This window comes from Ruegeria sp. CE12 (assembly GCF_056537525.1).
In genome coordinates, this window is sequence record NZ_JBQFRS010000019.1 from 1 (window position 1) to 19,207 (window position 19,207).

Annotated in this window: 17 protein-coding genes and 1 tRNA gene; 8 read left to right on the forward strand and 10 right to left on the reverse strand. The window is 55.1% G+C overall.

The window, feature by feature from the left end:
- A partial coding sequence (locus ACR0IO_RS22505; protein ID WP_480742360.1) for an EF-Tu C-terminal domain-related protein occupies positions 1 to 197 on the forward strand: 197 nt, incomplete at its 5' end.
- Positions 198 to 291: 94 nt separating this feature from the next.
- Here the strand turns inward: ACR0IO_RS22505 and ACR0IO_RS22510 are convergent.
- Complete coding sequence (locus ACR0IO_RS22510; RefSeq protein ID WP_480745001.1) at positions 292 to 2,013, reverse strand: amidohydrolase; 1,722 nt, start codon at positions 2,011 to 2,013, stop codon at positions 292 to 294.
- Positions 2,014 to 2,364: 351 nt separating this feature from the next.
- Between ACR0IO_RS22510 and ACR0IO_RS22515 the strand changes: the two genes are divergently transcribed.
- The 3 genes from ACR0IO_RS22515 (at position 2,365) to ACR0IO_RS22525 (ending at position 5,569) form a co-directional block, all read left to right on the forward strand.
- Positions 2,365 to 3,030 carry a cyclic nucleotide-binding domain-containing protein gene (locus ACR0IO_RS22515; RefSeq protein ID WP_480745003.1) on the forward strand — a complete coding sequence of 222 codons (666 nt, stop codon included), beginning with the start codon at positions 2,365 to 2,367 and terminating at the stop codon, positions 3,028 to 3,030.
- 165 nt (positions 3,031 to 3,195) lie between these two features.
- A complete protein-coding gene (locus tag ACR0IO_RS22520) occupies positions 3,196 to 4,515 on the forward strand; it encodes a tetratricopeptide repeat protein (protein ID WP_480745005.1) in 1,320 nt (439 codons plus the stop codon).
- Positions 4,516 to 4,669: 154 nt separating this feature from the next.
- Entirely contained in the window at positions 4,670 to 5,569 is a 900-nt protein-coding gene (locus ACR0IO_RS22525) for an AEC family transporter (RefSeq protein ID WP_480745007.1), read from the forward strand.
- A 3-nt stretch (positions 5,570 to 5,572) separates the two neighbouring features.
- Here the strand turns inward: ACR0IO_RS22525 and ACR0IO_RS22530 are convergent, their stop codons facing one another.
- Positions 5,573 to 6,277 (reverse strand): lysophospholipid acyltransferase family protein, encoded by a 705-nt coding sequence (locus ACR0IO_RS22530; RefSeq protein ID WP_480745009.1) that lies wholly within the window; start codon positions 6,275 to 6,277, stop codon positions 5,573 to 5,575.
- 143 nt (positions 6,278 to 6,420) lie between these two features.
- Here ACR0IO_RS22530 and ACR0IO_RS22535 point away from each other — a divergent pair.
- From ACR0IO_RS22535 to lptF, 3 genes are all read left to right on the forward strand, one after another.
- Positions 6,421 to 6,496, forward strand: a tRNA-Trp gene (locus ACR0IO_RS22535).
- A gap of 251 nt (positions 6,497 to 6,747) precedes the next feature.
- Positions 6,748 to 7,113, forward strand: coding sequence for a hypothetical protein (locus ACR0IO_RS22540; RefSeq protein WP_480745011.1), 366 nt, complete (start codon positions 6,748 to 6,750; stop codon positions 7,111 to 7,113).
- A gap of 145 nt (positions 7,114 to 7,258) precedes the next feature.
- Positions 7,259 to 8,398 (forward strand): LPS export ABC transporter permease LptF, encoded by a 1,140-nt coding sequence (gene lptF, locus ACR0IO_RS22545; protein ID WP_480745013.1) that lies wholly within the window; start codon positions 7,259 to 7,261, stop codon positions 8,396 to 8,398.
- Positions 8,399 to 8,400: 2 nt separating this feature from the next.
- Here the strand turns inward: lptF and ACR0IO_RS22550 are convergent, their stop codons facing one another.
- Positions 8,401 to 9,243, reverse strand: a complete 843-nt coding sequence (locus ACR0IO_RS22550; RefSeq protein WP_480745015.1) for a LysR family transcriptional regulator — start codon at positions 9,241 to 9,243, stop codon at positions 8,401 to 8,403.
- 99 nt (positions 9,244 to 9,342) lie between these two features.
- Between ACR0IO_RS22550 and ACR0IO_RS22555 the strand changes: the two genes are divergently transcribed.
- Positions 9,343 to 9,933, forward strand: coding sequence for an HD domain-containing protein (locus ACR0IO_RS22555; RefSeq protein ID WP_480745017.1), 591 nt, complete (start codon positions 9,343 to 9,345; stop codon positions 9,931 to 9,933).
- Here ACR0IO_RS22555 and speB read toward each other — a convergent pair.
- The 7 genes from speB to ACR0IO_RS22590 all read right to left on the reverse strand — a co-directional run bounded on the left by speB (position 9,930) and on the right by ACR0IO_RS22590 (position 18,915).
- Entirely contained in the window at positions 9,930 to 10,772 is an 843-nt protein-coding gene (gene speB, locus ACR0IO_RS22560) for an agmatinase (protein WP_480745021.1), read from the reverse strand. The two genes, ACR0IO_RS22555 and speB, sit on opposite strands and share 4 nt — an antisense overlap.
- Positions 10,769 to 11,938 (reverse strand): carboxynorspermidine decarboxylase, encoded by a 1,170-nt coding sequence (gene nspC, locus ACR0IO_RS22565; RefSeq protein ID WP_480745024.1) that lies wholly within the window; start codon positions 11,936 to 11,938, stop codon positions 10,769 to 10,771. Before nspC ends, speB begins: the two co-directional genes overlap by 4 nt.
- 80 nt (positions 11,939 to 12,018) lie before the next feature.
- The gene (locus ACR0IO_RS22570; protein WP_480745026.1) at positions 12,019 to 13,242 is read right to left on the reverse strand and encodes a saccharopine dehydrogenase family protein; all 1,224 of its coding nucleotides are present in this window, start codon (positions 13,240 to 13,242) and stop codon (positions 12,019 to 12,021) included.
- Between the two features lie 25 nt (positions 13,243 to 13,267).
- Complete coding sequence (gene speA, locus ACR0IO_RS22575) at positions 13,268 to 15,157, reverse strand: biosynthetic arginine decarboxylase (RefSeq protein WP_480745028.1); 1,890 nt, start codon at positions 15,155 to 15,157, stop codon at positions 13,268 to 13,270.
- 101 nt (positions 15,158 to 15,258) lie between these two features.
- The gene (locus tag ACR0IO_RS22580; protein WP_480745030.1) at positions 15,259 to 16,347 is read right to left on the reverse strand and encodes a DUF1513 domain-containing protein; all 1,089 of its coding nucleotides are present in this window, start codon (positions 16,345 to 16,347) and stop codon (positions 15,259 to 15,261) included.
- Positions 16,348 to 16,352: 5 nt separating this feature from the next.
- Complete coding sequence (locus ACR0IO_RS22585) at positions 16,353 to 17,363, reverse strand: imelysin family protein (protein WP_480745032.1); 1,011 nt, start codon at positions 17,361 to 17,363, stop codon at positions 16,353 to 16,355.
- 4 nt (positions 17,364 to 17,367) lie between these two features.
- A complete protein-coding gene (locus tag ACR0IO_RS22590; RefSeq protein ID WP_480745034.1) occupies positions 17,368 to 18,915 on the reverse strand; it encodes a di-heme oxidoreductase family protein in 1,548 nt (515 codons plus the stop codon).
- Positions 18,916 to 19,207: the final 292 nt, after the last annotated feature.

A 19,207-nucleotide genomic window follows, 5' to 3' on the forward strand; every position in this document is an offset into this window, starting at 1 on the left:
AGTTCTACTTCCGTACAACTGACGTGACCGGCACCGTGACCCTGGCAGCTGGCACCGAGATGGTTATGCCTGGCGACAACGTCGGCTTCACCGTCGAGCTGATCGCACCGATCGCGATGGAAGACGGTCTGCGTTTCGCGATCCGCGAAGGCGGCCGCACCGTCGGCGCCGGCGTCGTTTCGAAAATCATCGAGTAAGTCGCGCCAGCGAATATCCAAAGAAAGGGCGTCCCTCGGGACGCCCTTTTTCGTTTTTGCCTAAGCTAACAGGCGAAAGAAATAGTTATCCGCTTCAGTCCGATTTTTCGTAAGTCAGATTGCCGCCCATTATCGTGTAAAGAACGTCGACGTCAGAGATCGCTGTCGGCTCGATCTCGAATAGGTTTTGATCCAGCACTACGATGTCGGCTTTCTTACCAACCTCGAGGCTGCCGATCTGGTCATCCATACCCATTCCTTTGGCGGCGTTGATGGTATGAGCTTCCAATGCGAGCTGTAGCGGCATTCTGGCCTCATCACCCCCCAGTGGCGGGACGTCTGAGCGCCCGGGCAACTGGCGTGTTACCCCTGCCTCGATGGCCGCAAGAGGGCGATATTCGGATACATATCCTGAGACAGGCCAGTCTGAGCCAAATGAAAAGACTCCGCCACCAGCCACTACTTTGTTGACGGGATACATGGCCTGAACGCGATCTTCACCCAGACGCGTGGTCGAAACCGACTGCAACAGTGGATCGAAGGTCATCCAAGCCCCGGTCGTGTCATAGATGACACCAAGTTCTCCGAACCGGGTGTAGTCGTCCGGGTGAATCAAAGTGCCGTGCGTTATTTTGTGCGCGCGTTCGCGGTCAGGGTTGACCTCAATAGCGGCCTCTATGGCGTCCAAAAGAGTTCTTACAGCCAGATCTCCGAAGCAGTGGCAGGTAACGTTGAAACCAGCTGCATCGGCGCGGATGACCGCGTCTTTGACCAGTCTCACTGGAATGATCGGTTCAGTCACTAAATCGGGTTTATCGGCATATGGGTCCACATAGAGCGCATTCCATTTGTCGTCTCCACCGTCCATATTGATTTTCAGATAGCTTGCTTTAACCAAATCAGAGTTAAATCGGTCGCTAAGTTCCTGCGTACCGGGAACAGGATCAATCGTCCCATCATTCCAATAGTAGGAGCCGATGAAACGAATTGGCAGCTCTCCGTTTTTCTCGAAATCGGCCATCATCTGAAAGCCTTCTTCCTGACTCATTCCCTGAATGCCATGGTCATGGACTGCTGTGATTCCTGCTGCTGCGAAACGCTGCAGCCAATTTGAAACACCCTCGGACATGAATTCGGGGTTCACATCAATGAGCGAAGTCAAAACCTGCATTTGCGCAGGTATTTCAATTATCCATCCTGTTGGATTTCCCTCGTCGTCGCGTTCAAAGAACGAAAATCCGGGTGCTGTGTCAGGCGTGTTCCTGTCGATACCGGCCATTTCCAGCGCTTTGGAGTTCACCCAGGCCGCGTGACCATCGATGGCCCATAGGTAGACCGGCCGATCAGCCTCGATTTCATCAAGCATGGCGGCGGTCGGGTTGCCATCTGTCCAGGGATTGAAGCGGACCCCATAGCCAAGAATTATGTCGTCCTTGTTGGTTTCGACTTCTTTACGGATACGGTCAAACAACTCGTCTTTGTCATCCGTCTGCAAGTCCACACCAAGCATGATCAACCCGCCTGCAGCCGCATGGATATGTCCATCCACGAAGCCGGGCAGGGCCATTTTTCCCTTTAGATCAATGACCTCTGTGCCAATACCGATAACATCTTTTAACCCGGTGGAATCACCTACATAAACGATCTCTCCGCCTTCGATGCCGATAGCGGTTGCAATGCTTCCGCTTGCGTCCATTGTATGGATCTCGCCGTTGATCAGGGCGTAGTCCGCTGTCGGATTGCTGCGATTGGACTGAGCCTGAGCATGGGTCGTAGCGGCAAGAAGCGCCATTGCCGAAGCAACTAGTTTGTTCATCAGTACCTCCCCCCAAGATAAATCATTTGAATATGATGATATAGAATTTGTTGGAAAATACGAAGGCCATGCAAACTTTCGCTTGGGATTGACCTCGGCACATCGCTTTGAATTGGAAGTGGCTCCCTGATTTCGAGCCTGTCGCGCTACTTTTTCGGGCGCCAAAACTGGGAGGTTGTTGTGTCGTTGATCGTATCCATCTTTGGCTAATTACAGTTCGGTGGCCGCCGCGATTGACGCCTGGATTTCAGACCTCAACTATCTCTTCCCCGCAGTTCGAATAGATGCCTAAACTTGCAATAGCGAAATAGAAACGCGTGAATACGCGCACATAGCGGGTGAGGTGGAGACATGGTGGGACTGGACCTGTTGGTCAATGCGGCGAACATTTTCTACCTCATATCCTATTCGGTAAGAGATATCTTCTGGCTACGGGTCCTGTCCGTTATCGGTGCGCTGATATTGCTGCCCTACTACTACCTACAAAGCAGTCCGTTATGGGCACCGATTGGCTGGAACCTGTTTTTCACAGCGATCAATATTTATTGGATCATCCGCCTTCTGCTTGAACGCCGTCCGGTTGCTTTCAGTGACACCGAAAGACATCTGTACAACATCGCCCTTAGGAACTTTTCTGAGCGGGATGCATACAACCTGCTGAGAATGGGAGTTTCCGAAATCGTCCCAACGGGTGAAGTGCTGCTTGCAGAGGGAGAACATGTTCATAGCCTGTTATTGACTGTCGACGGGGAGTTTAGTGTTGAGATGAATGGTGAACCGGTGGACCAGCTTGGCGAGGGTCGGTTTCTGGGCGGCACCGCGTTTCTGAGCAATGACCAGGATTTTGTGGCTCCGGTATCCGTAAAGGCAACCAAACCCGCGCGTGTCATCCGCTGGGACCTGACTAAACTGAATATGGAACTTGAGAAAAAACCCGATCTGGAGATTTCAATCGAAGCAAGCCTTGGCCTTGAGATTTCGCGCTTTCTGCAGACGGCACGATTGCAAATTCCGTGAAGGTACGCGGGGATCAGCTCACTGGGTGATTTCTGAATAGTATCCCAGCTAAGCGTGCGATTGGTAGCGGGCGCCAAGTCCGGCAACTCATTATCTTCAAAATCCTTTTTCTTGTCGCAATGAATTGCTAAGTGAGTTTTGAACTTTATGACAAGCCGATATGCAATGATCTATTCTTTCAAGAGTTTTACCCAGTTTTCAGGCGCGTTTTTGCTTGGGCTGACGACGATGATCAGCGAAGTTGCGTCCAAGCCTTTGCTCACGAATTCTCAGTCGACTTATGCTTCGGCCTGCATCGAGCAGAGTGATACGCCCGAAAGGTTGATCGAGATCTGTCAACTCGGTCTTGAGGAAGCTGGGTCGTCTGATGCGCAGCGTATCGAGATGCTGGATCGGATGGCTTGGGCCTATGTTGATGTCGATGATCTTGATCGCGCTCACGATGTCTTTGATCAGATTCTGACAATCGATCCCAATGCAGAACCGGGCCTGCAAGGGCAGGGCTGGGTTTTGTATCTGTTGGATGATTACCCCGCGGCGGTTGAGCTCTTTCGGCAGGCCGTATTGCGAAAGCCCAATGCTCAAAACATGGCGGGGCTTGCTTCCAGTCAACATTGGGCCGGACAGATCGAGATTGATGAGTTCGAAAACTATATGCGCGCCTCACTGGCGCTGGATCCGGAATACCCTTGGGGTATGCGGGAACTGGCATGGGTGCTGGCTTATGACGGTCAATACAACAAGTCGCATGAACTGTTCACGTCGGCACTGGAAATCAATGATGCCGATGCAAATGCAGAATATGGGCTGGCCTATGTCCTTTCCGAGAAACAACAGTGGGATGATGCGCTTGATCACGTGAATCGAGCGCTGGAATTGGATGAGGAGTTTATTTCTGCCCGGTCCCGGCGATCACTCATATTGTTGATGCTGGATCGCCCGAAACAGGCGCTTAAGGATGCGGACGCTGTAATCGAAGCACGGCCTGACGATTCAGATGGTTATGTGCGACGTGCGCGGGCTCTTTCGGCTCTGGGTCGTCGTTCCGAGGCGCATAAGGTGTTGGACGAGGCAAAGTCCCGCGCCGGTGAAAGTGGATATCTAGTGTATTGGCAGGCAAGCCTGCTTGCGGATGACGCAGAGTTCGATGCAGCACTGGCGCTTATTCGTCGCGGCGTTGAAATGGATGGAGCCGACCACTTCGATCATCGATTGCATGCTGAAATCGCGCTGGAACTCGATAAAATCCCCGAAGCGCGAGACGCAATTGACCGCTCTTTGGCGCTGGGTCCCAGTGATTCTTTCGGACAGTTCATCAATGCAATGATTCTGATCGAAGAAGAGAACTTTGTACAAGCCGAGGAAATTTTTGACGGCGCGATCGATGCGGGACTATCTGAAGAGTATCTGGAAGATTTCATGTCGGCACTGATTTCGCATGGCCGCTTCATGCAGGCGATCAAGATGCGGGTACGTTATAGCTGATCACATCGGTTGGCGGTTGGCCGACTACCAACCGTACTATGGCGTTCTAGTGCCTCGGTTCGAGACACAGCTTTTCCTTGCGAAAATCCATTCTGTCGCACAGGCTGGATCATAATTTGAACCAGCAATTCCCAAAGGTGGTGTCAGCACAGGCATGATTGCGCATCTGGAGCACATTTTTTTAAACGTCTTCAACATCATCCTGCCGGTTCTGATTTGTGTCGGGGTTGGATACACGCTGGCGCTGATCAAGGCCCCTTTCGACACCAAGGTCGTGAACGATCTGATATCCCGCGTCGGTTTTCCGACACTTGTCATCTCGCATATTTCAACGGCCCAGATCGATGGCGGCACGTTTATAACAGTGGTTGGTGCCGCCGCAGTAGCGGTCGCGGGTTTCGCCGTGCTGAGCCTCATTGCTTTGCGGCTGCTGGGGTATTCCATTGCTGCATTTCTGGGGCCGCTGATGCACGGCAATGTCGGTAGCATCGGGTTGCCCGTCACTTTGTTGGCGTTTGGCGATGCCGGGATGGCGTATGCGATGGGATTCGTCGTGGTGATCCTGCTCAGCATGTTCACGGTGGGTATCTGGATTCCGTCGGGAACCATATCGGTCAGAGCTGTGCTGACATCTCCGGTCATCTATGCTGCACTAATCGCTTTGGGGCTGGTCCTGACCGGCACACATTTACCCAAGCCGATAGAGTCGAGCTTTGACATTTTGGGTGGGCTTGCGATCCCGATGCTGTTGCTGACAATGGGACATACGCTTGCATCATTTCAGGTCAGAGATGTGAAGCAGGCAGGACTGCTCACAGTTCTGCATTTATGTATCGCAGGATCTGTGGCGGTGGCTGTAGTGTGGGCGTTTGGATTTACCGGCACCGAACGTGGCGTGGTGATCCTGTGTTGTCTTATGCCTTCCTCGGTCGCGAACTACCTGTTCGCGGATCAGTACCAGCCCGACAAAGCACCGGATGTAGCGGGCTACATTCTGGTATCGACTCTGGCGACGTTAATCGTTCTGCCCTTGGCGCTGACCTATTGGGTTTGAGTATCAGCCCGCCGGTTTCCAGGGTTCTCGACCAACCATCTGATCTGCTTCGGCGGTGATCCGGTTCATGTGGTCTTCAAGGCTCTGGCGCAGCTCTTCAATCTGTTCTTCGGTAGCTTTGCGCGGTACGGCATCGGTCCACTCACGACACAGAAACACCCCTTCATTTCGCCAGGGGCGGGGCATCAACAGTCGGTCCCAGGTCCCCGCTTCGCGCCCATGGCGGGCAGAGTAGGTAATACCAAAAACGCGTTTGCCCGATGTGCGCGCCCAGATGAGCGGAACGGTCGACGATATGCGCTCGGGGCCCCTTGGACCATCTGCGGCAATCCCGATCGAGATACCTTGCTTCATTTTGCCAAGCACTTCTCGCGACAAAGCCACGTGGCGTTTGTGACTGGACATCGCGATCGTATCCATTCCGAACAATCGCTGAACCCGTCCTACCATGCTGCCAGCGCGTGCAGCCGAAGTGATCGAGCAGATGCGCCCTTTGTCCAAAGGAAAGAAATAGGGGGACTGCGCCAAACGCTGATGCCACAAAACGACAATGACCGGTTCACCGCTTTCTGCGAGTTGATCAAGCTCTTCATAGCCAATCCGCTGCCAGCGCGTATTGCGGTGCACCAGACGGATGTAGCCTGCGATGCGCCGAGCAACCCAATTCAGAAAGGTTTCGCTGTCTGCGATCTTTTTGCGGAAGCTCACGTTAGGTGTCCCTGTTGTTGGCCGAACCTTGTCTTATAGGACTGCGCGTCATGCGCAACTTTTTTGTCTGTTGGGGAACTGCGAAGGAATCTAAAAAAGGCTCTTGAGTCCTCCGCGCCGCTGGCATATCTGGAGCACACCATAGGGGTATAGCTCAGTTGGTAGAGCGACGGTCTCCAAAACCGTAGGTCGCGGGTTCGAACCCTGCTGCCCCTGCCATTCCTCCAAACGTCGATTGTTTGTTCTGCTCGCACAAGTGCACGTCAGTTAATAGCTGCGTCAGACGGTTAGTACAGGTCGAGATTTCCACTTCTTTCTAATTCGGCGTATCCTGTTGATTATTGTTTTGCTTCAGCAACCAATCGATGGGTGTGCAATTCGTGAGAGTGTTGTTCAAACAAAGTCTTGTAGTTTTCTGGGGGCTCTGGTGGGCAATTGCATTTCTGACCGACTTCGTGGGCGGTTTGGAAATGTTGGGTTTAACCGCTACGCCATGGTTTGATGGCCAGAACTACCCGTTCTTGAAACAGGCTCTGGCGCCGTTCGGGGCCACTGCTGCGATCGATATCGCGCTGTTCGTGGGAATTATCCTTTGGGCGCTGGTATCGACCCTGTTGTTCTCCTTTGCAATTGTAACACCCTATTCCCGCAAGGAGCTTTGGCTTAAACGCGTGGATTATGCATTCATCGTTTCGTTGGGGCTGTGGCTTGCGTTCTTTCTGGCAGACCAGGTGGTCATGAAGTTCGATCTTGAACAAAATCACATGGTTCAGGGTGGGTTTCAGCTGTTGTGTTATCTGACAATTCACCTTCTTCCGGATGATAATCCGGGCTGACGGTTCCTGATCCAGCGCTGTATTTTGTAGCGGCAGTATAAGGGCATGAAAGTTGTTTCCCTTGTTCTGGTCGCGTAATCGCGGTTTCCTCTCCGGTTTGAATGGAATAATGTCGGCCGAAACCTCAGCGGGCGGATGGAGCTACATGTCGCGTTTCGATGGATACTTCCTGCGGCAACTACTGGTGCTGTTTGGTTTCTTCACGCTGGTTCTGGTCGGAGTCTTCTGGATCACACGATCGGTCAGTTTGTTTGACCGCGTGATCAGCGGTGGTCAGTCGGCGATGGTGTTTTTGGAGTTCACCGCTCTGACGCTACCGACACTGATCCGAACAGTTATGCCGATGGCCGTGTTCGCAGCCGCAGTGTATGCCACTAACCGGTTGAGCCGCGAAAGTGAAATGACCGTAATGCTCGCGACTGGTTCCAGTCCTTGGCGGCTTGCACGCGCGGTTTTCATATTCGGTTTGATTGCTGGACTGATGATGGCTGCCATCAGTGTCTTTTTGCGCCCCGCTTCGGTTGATCAATTGGAACGACGACAGGCCGAAGTGGCCGGAGACGTGACCGCGCAGCTTTTGAACGAAGGCGAGTTTCTGCATCCGGCTCCGGGCGTTACCGTGTATATCGGGCAAATCGACTTGGATGGAACGCTGCACGAGGTTTTCGTTTCCGACCGGCGCGATGAGGCCAATCCGGTAAGTTACTCAAGCACGACAGCGTATCTCGTTAACAATGACGCTGGAATTCACCTGGTTATGGTTGATGGCGTTGCCCTGCGGCTGAACGAGCAGGACAAAACCCTGTCTTCAACTCTGTTCGAAGATGCGTCGTACGACATTTCTGAGTTAACCAGCAGCGGCGACATGGCCCAGCGCAGTCTTGAGGCTATTCCAACGGTGGAATTTATCGAAGATATCGAAGCCGCTTCTGCTACTTACGGATTTACACACGGGCAGTTGGTTGAAGAGTTACATCAGCGATTTTCCTGGATTGCTATCTGTATCACTGTCGCATTGGTCGGGTATTCAACGCTGATGTTGGGAAGTTTTTCCCGCTTTGGACTTTGGCCTCAGATTTTCGGGGCTTTTACAATTCTTGTTGTTTTAGAGGGCGTACGTGGATTCGTTGCACCCATCGTGATTGATGATCCAAAACTCTGGCCAATACTTTATGGACCTGGAATCATGGGAATTCTGATTTCTTGCCTATTCCTGTTGGTTGCCGGACGGCCATTGATCCGCCAGCGAAACCGTCAGGATGTGGCTGTTCCATCTCCAGTTTGAGACTAACTTCGCAGATACGTAAGACAGGTCAGGATATCATCGAAATAGGTGTGTTGTTCGCTCGCAGGTCGTGCGACCAGATAGAGTGGAAGCTTTAAATCTGGTTCGTTTGGTACGATAACGAGTTCGCCGGCACGGATACGCCTTCCGATAACATAATCTGGAAAGTACCCCCGACCACCCCTTTGAAGCAGATACCGTAGCGCCATCATACAATTTCCCAGAAAGATTGATTGGCCCGATGCTTGTCTCAGACTTGTGCGAATGTGCTCTTGATAAACATCGCCCAGCTCCAGGTTCACAAACACCGGATCGTCATGTGCTGCTGAGTTGTTAGGGGCTTCAACCAGCGTCAATCTTTCAGCGGGCAATTCATGAAAGATGACGCGTGTGTCAGACGGTTTTTCATGTGTCAGCGCTGCATCCAGAACATGGGTTGCGACAGCTTCGGTCATGTTCAGATTGTGGTCGTAGTTCAGAGTTAGAAGCAACTTGCCGAATTGCTTCTCAAACTGCACAGCGAGGTCCACCAGCAGAGGATCCCAAACACTTAGCTGCGCACCTAAACGCAAGGCTATTCGGTTTTGGCTCTGCGCTGGCAGATCACGTGATGCAAAGGACCAAAGCGACAGCATTTGCTCCGCATATGGCTGAAATTGTTGACCAAATTCCGTAAGTGATGTTCTACCTGCCCCGCGGGTAAACAGCTTCCGTCCAGTCGCTTCTTCAATCAGGCGGATACGGGCGCTCACGGCGGTTTGGGTCACGTTCAGCTTTCTGGCCGCTGCGTGAAAACCACCTTGTTCGGCAACGCATAGAAATGTCTCAAGGGCTTTGATCTGCATGCGAAAGTATTTTTTCATCGAACTGATAAAATCAATTCATTTTTTTATCCAATTTGGCTTCGCTAAACTGAGGGCAGGTCATTAGCCAAAGGACGCGCCATGCTGGACAAGAGCCACAAACCCACCTGGACCAGTTTCGAAGAAGCCACCAAGGCCGATTGGGATGCTGTGATGGAGTATGAAGAGGCGTATAATGCCGCCCTTCCGGATCGGATTCTCGACGCCATTCGTTCGCTGGATGAAGAGTGGACGCCCTATCCGGTGAACCGCTATCAGCACAGCCTGCAGGCCGCGACCCGTGCCTATGAGGACGGTGCCGACGAGGAATTAGTCGTCGCGGCGTTGATACACGACACAGGAGACATTCTATCGCCCTACAACCACGGCGAGTTATCCGCTGCGATGATGAAACCTTATGTCAGCGAAAAGACTTACTGGATTCTCAAGCACCACTGCGTGTTCCAAGGCTACTACTACAATCACCACCTCGGTGGCGACCGCAATGCCCGTGACAAGTATCGCGACAGCCCTCATTGGGAGGACTGCCGCCATTTCTGCCATGAATACGACCAGAAGGCTTTCGATCCGGATTACCCGACGAAACCACTGGAGTTTTTTGAGCCGATGCTGCGCCGTGTCCTGAACAAAGTCGAGGGACATATGGAACTGAACGAAACGTCCGAAGGTTAACAGGCTGCCATCAACCGATAGACGATCTGCGCGGCAGTAAAGTCCCAGGCGGCATTGCCGTCCGGGGCTAACTCAACCACGTCGAAGCCCACACATTTGCGGCCCTTGAGCGCGTGTTCGACCAGCCGCAGCGCCTGGTAATAGCCTAACCCGCCCGGCACTGGCGTGCCGGTGGCAGGCATTTGCGAGGGGTCCAGCCCGTCGACGTCAAAGCTGACATAGACCAGCTCGGGGAAATCCTCAGGCAGGTCAACAGCGTGGATATTGCCGGTCACAAGTTCTTCGGCGTCCACATGGAATACGTGGTTTATCAGGCGGCTCTTTGCCTCTTCTGTCGAAAAGGCGCGCACACCGAATTGGGCCAGTTTGATACCTTCCTCGGCCAGCAGGTGCATGACTGAGGCGTGGCTGTGTTTCTCGCCCTGATATGCGTTGCGCAAGTCGGCATGTGCATCGATCTGGACGATTCCGATTGGTTGCCCCAATGCGCGCGCCACTCCCATGACGGCGCCGTAGCTGAGTGAGTGCTCTCCACCCAGTGTGACCGGTATCTTGCCCGCCCGAACCGCGGCTTCGGTGCGCTGGGACAGGCGGTCCATTATCTCGGGTAGCGTGGCGTCGCAATCGACGGGGGCTTCGGTGAAAATACCCTCGACACAAGGTTCGGCATGGCCGGTGATGCGTTCCAGTTCGTTGCTGGCCTCGATGATGGCTTCAGGGCCTTTGGCCGTGCCCGAGCCGTAGGACACTGTGCGCTCCAGCGGCACCGGGATCACACGGAATCGGGCGTCTTCGGTGCGTTCGGATGCAGTCAGTTCACTGTCGAGGAAAATACTCATGAGAGTCGGTCCTTAAAATCGTCGTAGCCGAACTGTTTGACGATCTTCAGTTCGTCCGTTCCGCTGTTCCAAAGCGCGATTGTGGGCAGGGGAACGCCGTTGAACGTGTTGGTCTTGACCATCGAGTAATGCGCCTGATCAAGGAAGGCAAAGCGCTGGCCGATCTCCAACGGATTCTCCCACGTGTAGTCGCCGATCACATCACCGGCCAGACAGGAGGGGCCGCCCAGACGGTAGGTATGGCCAGCCTCGGCTTCATCCATCAAAGCAGGACGATAGGGAGCCTCGATCACGTCGGGCATATGGCAGGTGGCCGAGATATCGGTGATGGCGAGGTTCATGCCGTTGGTGGGCAGGTCGAGGACTTCTCCGACCAGAATGCCCGCATCCAGTGCCACCGCTTCTCCGGGTTCGAGATAGACGTCGATGCCGTATTTTTCGCGGATGGCTTTGATGAATTTCACCAGCCCGTCGCGGTCGTAATCGTCGCGGGTGATGTGGTGGCCGCCGCCGAAGTTCAGCCATTTGAGCTGGCCAAGGAAGGGTTTGAGTTTGGGTTCGACCGCTTCCCATGTCCGCTGCAAGGGTTGGAACCCCTGTTCGCAGAGCGTGTGCATATGCAGCCCATCAACGCCGGTCAGGGCCTCTGCCGTCAGCTGGCTGACCGGTGTCCCCAGACGCGAACACGGCGCGCAGGGGTCGTATTTGGGAATTTCCCCCTCGGAATGTTCCGGGTTGATGCGCAGACCAACCTGAACGCCTGCGGCTTGCGCCTTGGCGAGGAAGCGGTCCTTTTGCGCTGGCGAGTTGAAGATGATGTGGTCGGACAGCGAAAGGATATCATCCATGTCAGTGTCCTTGTACCCGGCGCAAAAGGTTGCGACCTCGCCGCCGTATTCTTCGCGCCCGAGACGCGCCTCGTAGATGCCGCTGGCGCAGGTGCCACCGAGGTGCTGGCGGATGAGCGGGGCAAGCGAAAACATCGAGAACGCCTTGAGGGCACTGAGCACATGCGCACCGGACCGGGTTCCGATATCGGAGAGAATGGTCAGATTCCGCTCGACGGCCTTTTCATCGACCACGAAGCATGGGCTCGGCACGCGGCTCAGGTCAAAAGTGCGAAAGGCTCCGGCGTCGCCCGCCTGTGTGGTCATCATGTCGGACATAACCGGCGTCTCCGTATTGAGGAGGGGCCGGGGTGTCCCCCGAGCCCTGAAGTTTTTTGGTCAGATGAAGTTTTGTTGGCTCAGAACTCGACCGGACCGTCGAGTTCATGGACCTGCCATGGCAGGCCGTGCTCGTTGAGCATGTCCATGAAGTCGTCCGGGTCGAGCTGTTCCATGTTCCACACGCCGGGCTGGGTCCAGTTGCCCTTCAGCACCTGTGCCGCGCCGATCATGGCGGGGACGCCGGTGGTGTAGCTAACCGCCTGGCTGCCGACCTCGGCATAGCATTCCTCGTGGTCGCAGATGTTGTAGATGTAATAGGTCTTCTCGCCCGAGCCGTCCTTGGCCTGACCCGTGGCGATGTCGCCGATGCAGGCCTTGCCCTTGGTTTCCGCACCCAGATCGCCGGGATCGGGCAGCAGGGTTTTCAGAAACTGGATCGGGATGATTTCCTTACCGTCATGCATCACTGGGTCAATGCGGGTCATGCCGACATTTTCCAGCACTTTGGCGTGGGTGATGTAGGCGTCGCCAAAGGTCATCCAGAAGCGGGCGCGCTCGATCTCGGGGAAGTGAGTCGAGAGCGACTCCAGTTCCTCGTGATACATCAGGTACATGTTCTTGGGGCCGATGGCGGGGAAGTCGAATTCGACCTTGTGGGTCATGGCCGGGGAGTGTTTCCACTCGCCACCTTCCCAATGGCGCACCTCAGCCAGAACCTCGCGCAGGTTAATCTCCGGGTTGAAGTTGGTAGCAAATTCCTGATCGTTCGAGCCGCCGTTGGCATCCAGAACGTCGATCTGACGGATGGTGTCCAGCTTGTGCTTCTTGAGCCATTTGGCAAACACGCTGGTCACGCCCGGATCGAAACCCGAGCCGAGGATGGCGGTCAGGCCGGCCTCTTTGAACCGCTCTTGATAGGCCCATTGCCAGTGATACTCGAACTTGGCCTCATCTTCGGGCTCATAATTCGCGGTGTCGAGGTAGTGAATGCCAGCTTCAAGGCAGGCATCCATCAGCACCAGATCCTGATAGGGCAGGGCGAGGTTCACAAGGATTTCGGCGCCGGTTTCCTTGATCAGCTTGACCGTGTCCGCGACCTTATAGGCGTCCAGCTCGGCGGTTTTGATATCAACGCCGACACGGTCTTTCACGGCTGCGGCAATGGCGTCGCATTTCGACTTGGTGCGGCTGGCCAGAGTGATCTCGGTAAAGATGTCCGAATTCATCGCCATCTTGTGCACCGCGGCGTGCGATACGCCGCCTGCGCCGACAACCAGTGTTTTTCCAGTCAAAGAACCCATGGGGGTGATCTCCTCTCACAGGGGGTTATTCGTAATAGGTGTAGCCGTTGATCGAGTCGCGATAGGCGCTCATCAGGGTTTTGCGGTCTTTGGCTTTCAGAGTACCGGTCGAGATCGCCTCGTCCACCATTTTGCGGAAGGCGGCGACACAGTCGTTGGGGTCGAACTCGACATAGGACAGGACCTGACTGATTGTGTCGCCCTCTTGCTCGTGCAGCAGGTCAAAGCCGCCATCAGCGCGCAGGTCGATGGTGACGACGTTGGTGTCTCCGAACAAGTTGTGCAGATCGCCCAGCGTTTCCTGATAGGCGCCGACAAAGAAAACACCCATGTAGTATTCGTCTTCTTCTGGCAGTGAATGCACCGGCAGACTGGGTGAAACACCGTCGGCCAGAATGAACCGGTCGATTTTACCATCGCTGTCGCAGGTGATGTCAGACAAGACAGCGCGTCGGTCGGGCTTTTTGTTCAGCCCCTGCAGCGGCACGATCGGGTGCAGTTGGTCGATGGCCCAGACGTCTGGCAAAGACTGAAACAGTGAGAAGTTGCAGTGATAGATGTCGGCCACTTTCTCAAGCTGATCGTCGACATCCGTTTCCAGATCATCACTTGCCGCCAGTGCCTTGAGGCGGGCCATTAGCGACAGGTAGATTCGCTCGGCCCGGGCCATCTGGCGCAGATCGACATAGCCGCGGCGGAACAGGGCGCGAAGTTCATTGCGATAAAAGGTGGCGTCGTTCCAGCATTCCTGCAGCCGATCTTTGCTGAGGTACCCATGTACAGCAGCCAAATCTGAGACCATATGATGGTCGTCCGCTTCGACCTCGGGACCGTTTGGCGCATCGTACAAAGTGCTTTCCAGCACATTGAACACCAGCATCGAAGACGTGGCGACCACAGCGCGGCCGCTTTCAGTGACCAGCGTTGGGTGGCTAACTTCAGCCTCATCCATCGCGTAGGCCACGGTTTCCACCACATTGGCGCAGTACTCCTCGACCGTGTAGTTGATAGAGTTCTCAGCCGCTTTCTTTTCACCCGTATAATCCACACCCATGCCGCCGCCGAGGTCCAGATGGGTCAGCGGGACACCCTCGCGCGTCAGTTCGGTGTAATAGCGACAGGCTTCGCCCACGGCACGGCGCACATCGTTGACGTCCTGCACCTGAGAGCCCAGATGCGAATGCTGAAGCTTCAGGCAATGCAGTAGCCCAGCCTCTTTCAACTTGTCGACAGTGGCGACAAGTTGATCGGTGTTCATGCCAAAGGCGGACCGGTCGCCCGAGCTTTCCTCCCACTTGCCGCTGATCTGGTTGGTTAGTTTCACCCGCACACCGATCAGGGGCTCGATGCCTAGTTCTTTGTAAACTTCGATCACCGTGTCAGCCTCTTTCGGGCTTTCCAGAACGATGACCGTATTGAATCCGATCTTGCGGCTGAGGATGGCAAGCTGGATGAACTCGGCATCCTTGACGCCGTTGCAGACGATCAGCGCTTCGCTGGCTAAACGGTGCGCCAAGGCAATCACCAGTTCGGGTTTGGATCCTGCTTCGAGACCGTAGTTGTACTTCTTGCCAAACTCGACGATCCGATCGACGACTTGCGCCTGCTGGTTCACTTTGATCGGGAAGACACCACGATAGCTGCCCCCGTAACCAGTTCGTGCTATTGCGTCGGCAAAGCTCTCATTGATATGCGCGATTTCGTGCTCCAGATAAGAGCTGATCCGCAGGATCATCGGTGATTTGATGCCGCGCTGATCCAGATCGTTTAATATACCGGGCAGGCTGATAGCCTCTGCCTCAGGCGCCAGCGGATTTCGCAATCCGATCTCGCCATCCTCTGTCACCTCGATGAGGCCTTTACCCCACCTTTCAACTCCATAAACGGAATGCGGCGCAACAGTCGAATGTTTCAATCAGGTCATCCTCAGGAATCAGGCGGTCAGTTTCGCGCCCGCCAATACGGCAGCCGCTTGATTCTTCCAAGTGTAATCTATGTGTTGCCGTTTTGGGGGAGTTATACGGCGGTGTTTACCGGAACCAGATGATTGTCCCACTGACAAGGAGCGGTTGCCCGAGTTTCCGTCCCATTTGTCGCCAGACGTCCCACGTCGCCGTTTCCGGTCGTGTAAATCAGGCCGGTAGGCCCGGAACTCAGACCGCAGACATCTTGCAGTGCAAACGCGCCGGTAAATGCGCCACTCGTGGCGTCAAAGCGGTGCAGGGCATTACCGCGTGGACAGGTGATGGCGACGGTCTGGCCGTCGCTGGAAAACCCAACGCTGCCTGCGTAACCCTGCAGAGTGGTTTGTGCGTCATCGGGTGCAGACAGAAGCTTGGGCTCGCTCCCTCTTAAATGTAGCCCCAGAAGCGGGGGATGTTGCGTTTTGTTGCCCTGCCACTGCATGGCGAACGCCACGAGCCCATCCTGTCGAAGAGACAAATGGCGGATCGAATTCTTGTGCAACGCAGCTGGCAATTGCACCTGATCAAGCACCTGTCCGTTCAGGTCGCAATAGGTCAAGTTCGGCTGCATTGTGGGCAGGTTCAGTTTAGAACGCCCGGCATCGGGGTGGGTTTCAATGCCACCATTGGCAATTGCGAGAGAAGCGCCATCCGGCATCAGCACCATGTCATGAGGGCCGATTCCACCAGAGGAAAAAGAACCCAGTCGCACATAGCCATTTGCCGCGTCCCAGACCCCGATCATCCCTTCACCGGCTTCATAGTCGTTCTCGGTAGTAAAAAGCAGTGCTCCGTTCCGCGAGTACACTCCGTGGCCATAAAAGTGGTGCCCTTCCGGGGCAGAAAGTCTGGCGATTTCTGTTCCGGTTGAACACTCAATGACCAGCGCGAAAGTCCCGGGGCGGCGTGCAAAAGCAACGGCTTGCGCATGTATCGGGTGCGCTGCGGCGGCATGCCCACGGTCAGGCAGCGGCAGGCTGAAGAGTATCACCCCGTCCGCATTCAAGCCAACTAACCTGTACGATCCGTCCGGAAACAACGCAGCTGACAGAAAATCAGGGGTGCCGACTGCGGACCATCCCGGAACAGGTGCCAGACTGGCAGCTGCTAGACCTGCAAGAAAGTGACGCCTGCTGGTCATCGCGATCAATCCCCGTCGAGCGAGTTGAAACCGGCATTGATGCCCAGAGTTGGGCCAAGCTCGGTTACCGCAATTTGCCGAATATCGTTGATCGATTGCTGCAAGGCCTCAAGCCTGAACCGGCCTTGCGGTGTTGCGGCATCTGCAAAATCTGGATCTTCCAGCGACTGCACGCGATCTATGCTTTTTGAAAATGCCGCATCCAAATCTGCTGCGATTTCAGGATGATCGAAGGACAGTCGGGCAGCCAGATCACGCAGTGCGATCAAAGACAGCTCGACATGACGCTGAGAGCGTTCGGAACGACGCGCTTCGGCCCGGTTAGGGCGGGGCTTGTCAAAAGTTCCCATGGGGCGACCCAGCCGAGTGTCGGCAGTAAATTGCAGGCCTGTGAGCAGAGCCTTGTACAGTTCCTGCATTGCCTCATCGCCATCGCGATAGGGGCTGTCTTCGCCGGGTTGTGTCAGCTTTGGGGCATAGCTTTGCCAGTCGACATTGATCGCGTCGGCATTTCGGTCGATATCGGCGGCAATGGCCTGAATAAGACTGCAGCGATATTCTGCACTGCCCTGTTCTTCAAAGGCTGGATCGTACAAGAGCCGTTCCAGTGCAAAGAATCCGCGCCCGGCGATTGATTGGTCCGCAAAGGCATCGGGATCCTGCACTGAGGCGTCTTCGCTGGCGATCATCTTGGACAGAGCCTTGGGGGTGAACCCCTTTGTGTCCGGCCAAAATGCCAACGCGAAGGCGCGGTCATCGGTTTCTGAAGGGCCGAAACGCAGGTGGCTCGCCAAAATCCAGGCGTCAAACGCGGAGCCATAGACTTCACGTAAAGCAGTTGATGAAGGCACGCAATCGGACTGTGTTGTGTTCACCAGTGCCTCGGTCGCCTCAGATAATTCTGCATACCGAGGCAGGACATGCGTCTCTGTCACGTCCAACAAGATCGGGGCCCGATCCTGAGCAAACGCGGCAAGTGGTATCAGCAACGCGGTGGCAAAAACAGTGGTGCGCATGGGATCAAAGGCTCTCCAGAAAGCGGATCAGGGCGTCGCGGTCGGCTTTAGGCATGGACACAACGGTATCGCGAGCTGCCTGAGCCTCGCCTCCATGCCAAAGGATCGCCTCAAGTAAGGAACGGGCACGGCCATCATGCAGAAACTGAGTGTGGCCCGAGACACGCTCTGTCAGACCAACACCCCAAAGTGGAGGCGTGCGCCATTCACGCCCCGTAGCCCGGGCCTCGGGGCGGTTATCGGCAAGACCGTCACCCATGTCGTGCAGCAACAGGTCGGTGTATGGCCAGATCAATTGGAAACTGTGTTCGGGGCGATCCTGCATTCTGTGGGTTACAAATGACGGGACATGGCAGGAAGCACAGCCGCTGGTGTGGAACACCTCTTTACCGTGCAAAACCTCTGGATCATCGGTGTCCCGACGCGCCGGAACGCCCAGATTGCGGCTGTAGAATGCGACAAGGTCCATACCTTGCTGATCGATTTCGAAACCGCGCACATCGTTGTCCCCGTGGGGCGCCTCAATGCAGTTGGTCTGGGCCGGTGTGCAATCGCCTGCAGGGGCGGGGTAAAGAGGGGTGGAAATCCCGATATCGCCGGAAAAGGCGGCGGAGGATTGCTCCATCACCGTGGGCATTCCTGCCTTGTGACCGAAACGGCCCATCATGGGTTGGTCAAATTCAACCGACCAGACGATGTTTGGGCGCCCCGAAATGCCGTCGCCATCCGCGTCGTCCGGATCGGCGTTGGCCAGCAAATCTTCGACAGGGATGGACTCGAGTAAGCCTAGTCCGATCATCTGCGGCGCGACCCGCGGGCTGAGCATCGCTTCGGGATGCAAAGGGCCGTAGCCCAGATCTGCGGCCGTATGGGTGGGGTTGCGAAGGGAAACGACCTCACCTTCGGACAGTTCAACGGGGATTTCTTCGTAGTCTATGTCCAATCGGTATTCGGCAGGATGACCTGCAAGCGCGAAATCCTGCATCTGGCCGCCATAGTTCGGGTCGGGCAGGGTGGCGATATAGTCTTCGATTTCTGCCGGCGCATCCTCAGGCGAGCCGGGAATAGACACGCGCAAGAACATCGAGATCGCGTTGTCGTCAGCATTGGCTGGTGTATGACCTCGGCCATCCTTGATGTGGCATCGTTGGCACGAGCGTGCGTTATACAACGGGCCCAAACCGTCTGAGGCCAGTGTCGATGAGGGGGACGAGACCCATATTTTCTTGAACAGCCCGTTTCCGACTCTGAAGTCCAGTTCCTGTTCGAAACTAATATTGCCTGATGGCAAAGAGAACGCATCTGCATCGGTCCGCACGCGGACCGTCGCTGCTCCGGCGCTCAGATCTTCAAACCGTTGCGGGGCCGAAAAATCCTGTGGCGCTGCAGTAACGGCTTCGATCCGCAAGCGTTCATCTTCGGTTCTGGGAGTTATGTTCAGGTGAGGGTCCTGCAGCCCGGAAGCGAGTACTTGGGTGGCCCCCAGTAAGGCAATCGGCAGGACGGCGAGGTTAGTCTTTCTCGCCCATTTTAGACGCGTTGAACTGCACATAGTTGGCTTAGCCAATCCTTTCATACAGATCGAGCTGAGTTTCGACGAAGCCGATATGGTCCCCTTTAGTGGACACGGCTTTTCGAACAGTGGCATCGATACATAGTCACCGGCTTCCCGGCAGTACTCGCGCGTTTCCTATAAGAATGCTCTTGCCTGATCTCGTTCGCAAGATTGCATCCCATTGTTTCCTCTGGTGTATTCCTGATCCTTGTAGTGTCAAGCGTTTGCAGGTTGAGATAGCTTTGCAGAAATTTGATTTATGGGATCAACCTGACCACTTTTCCATTTC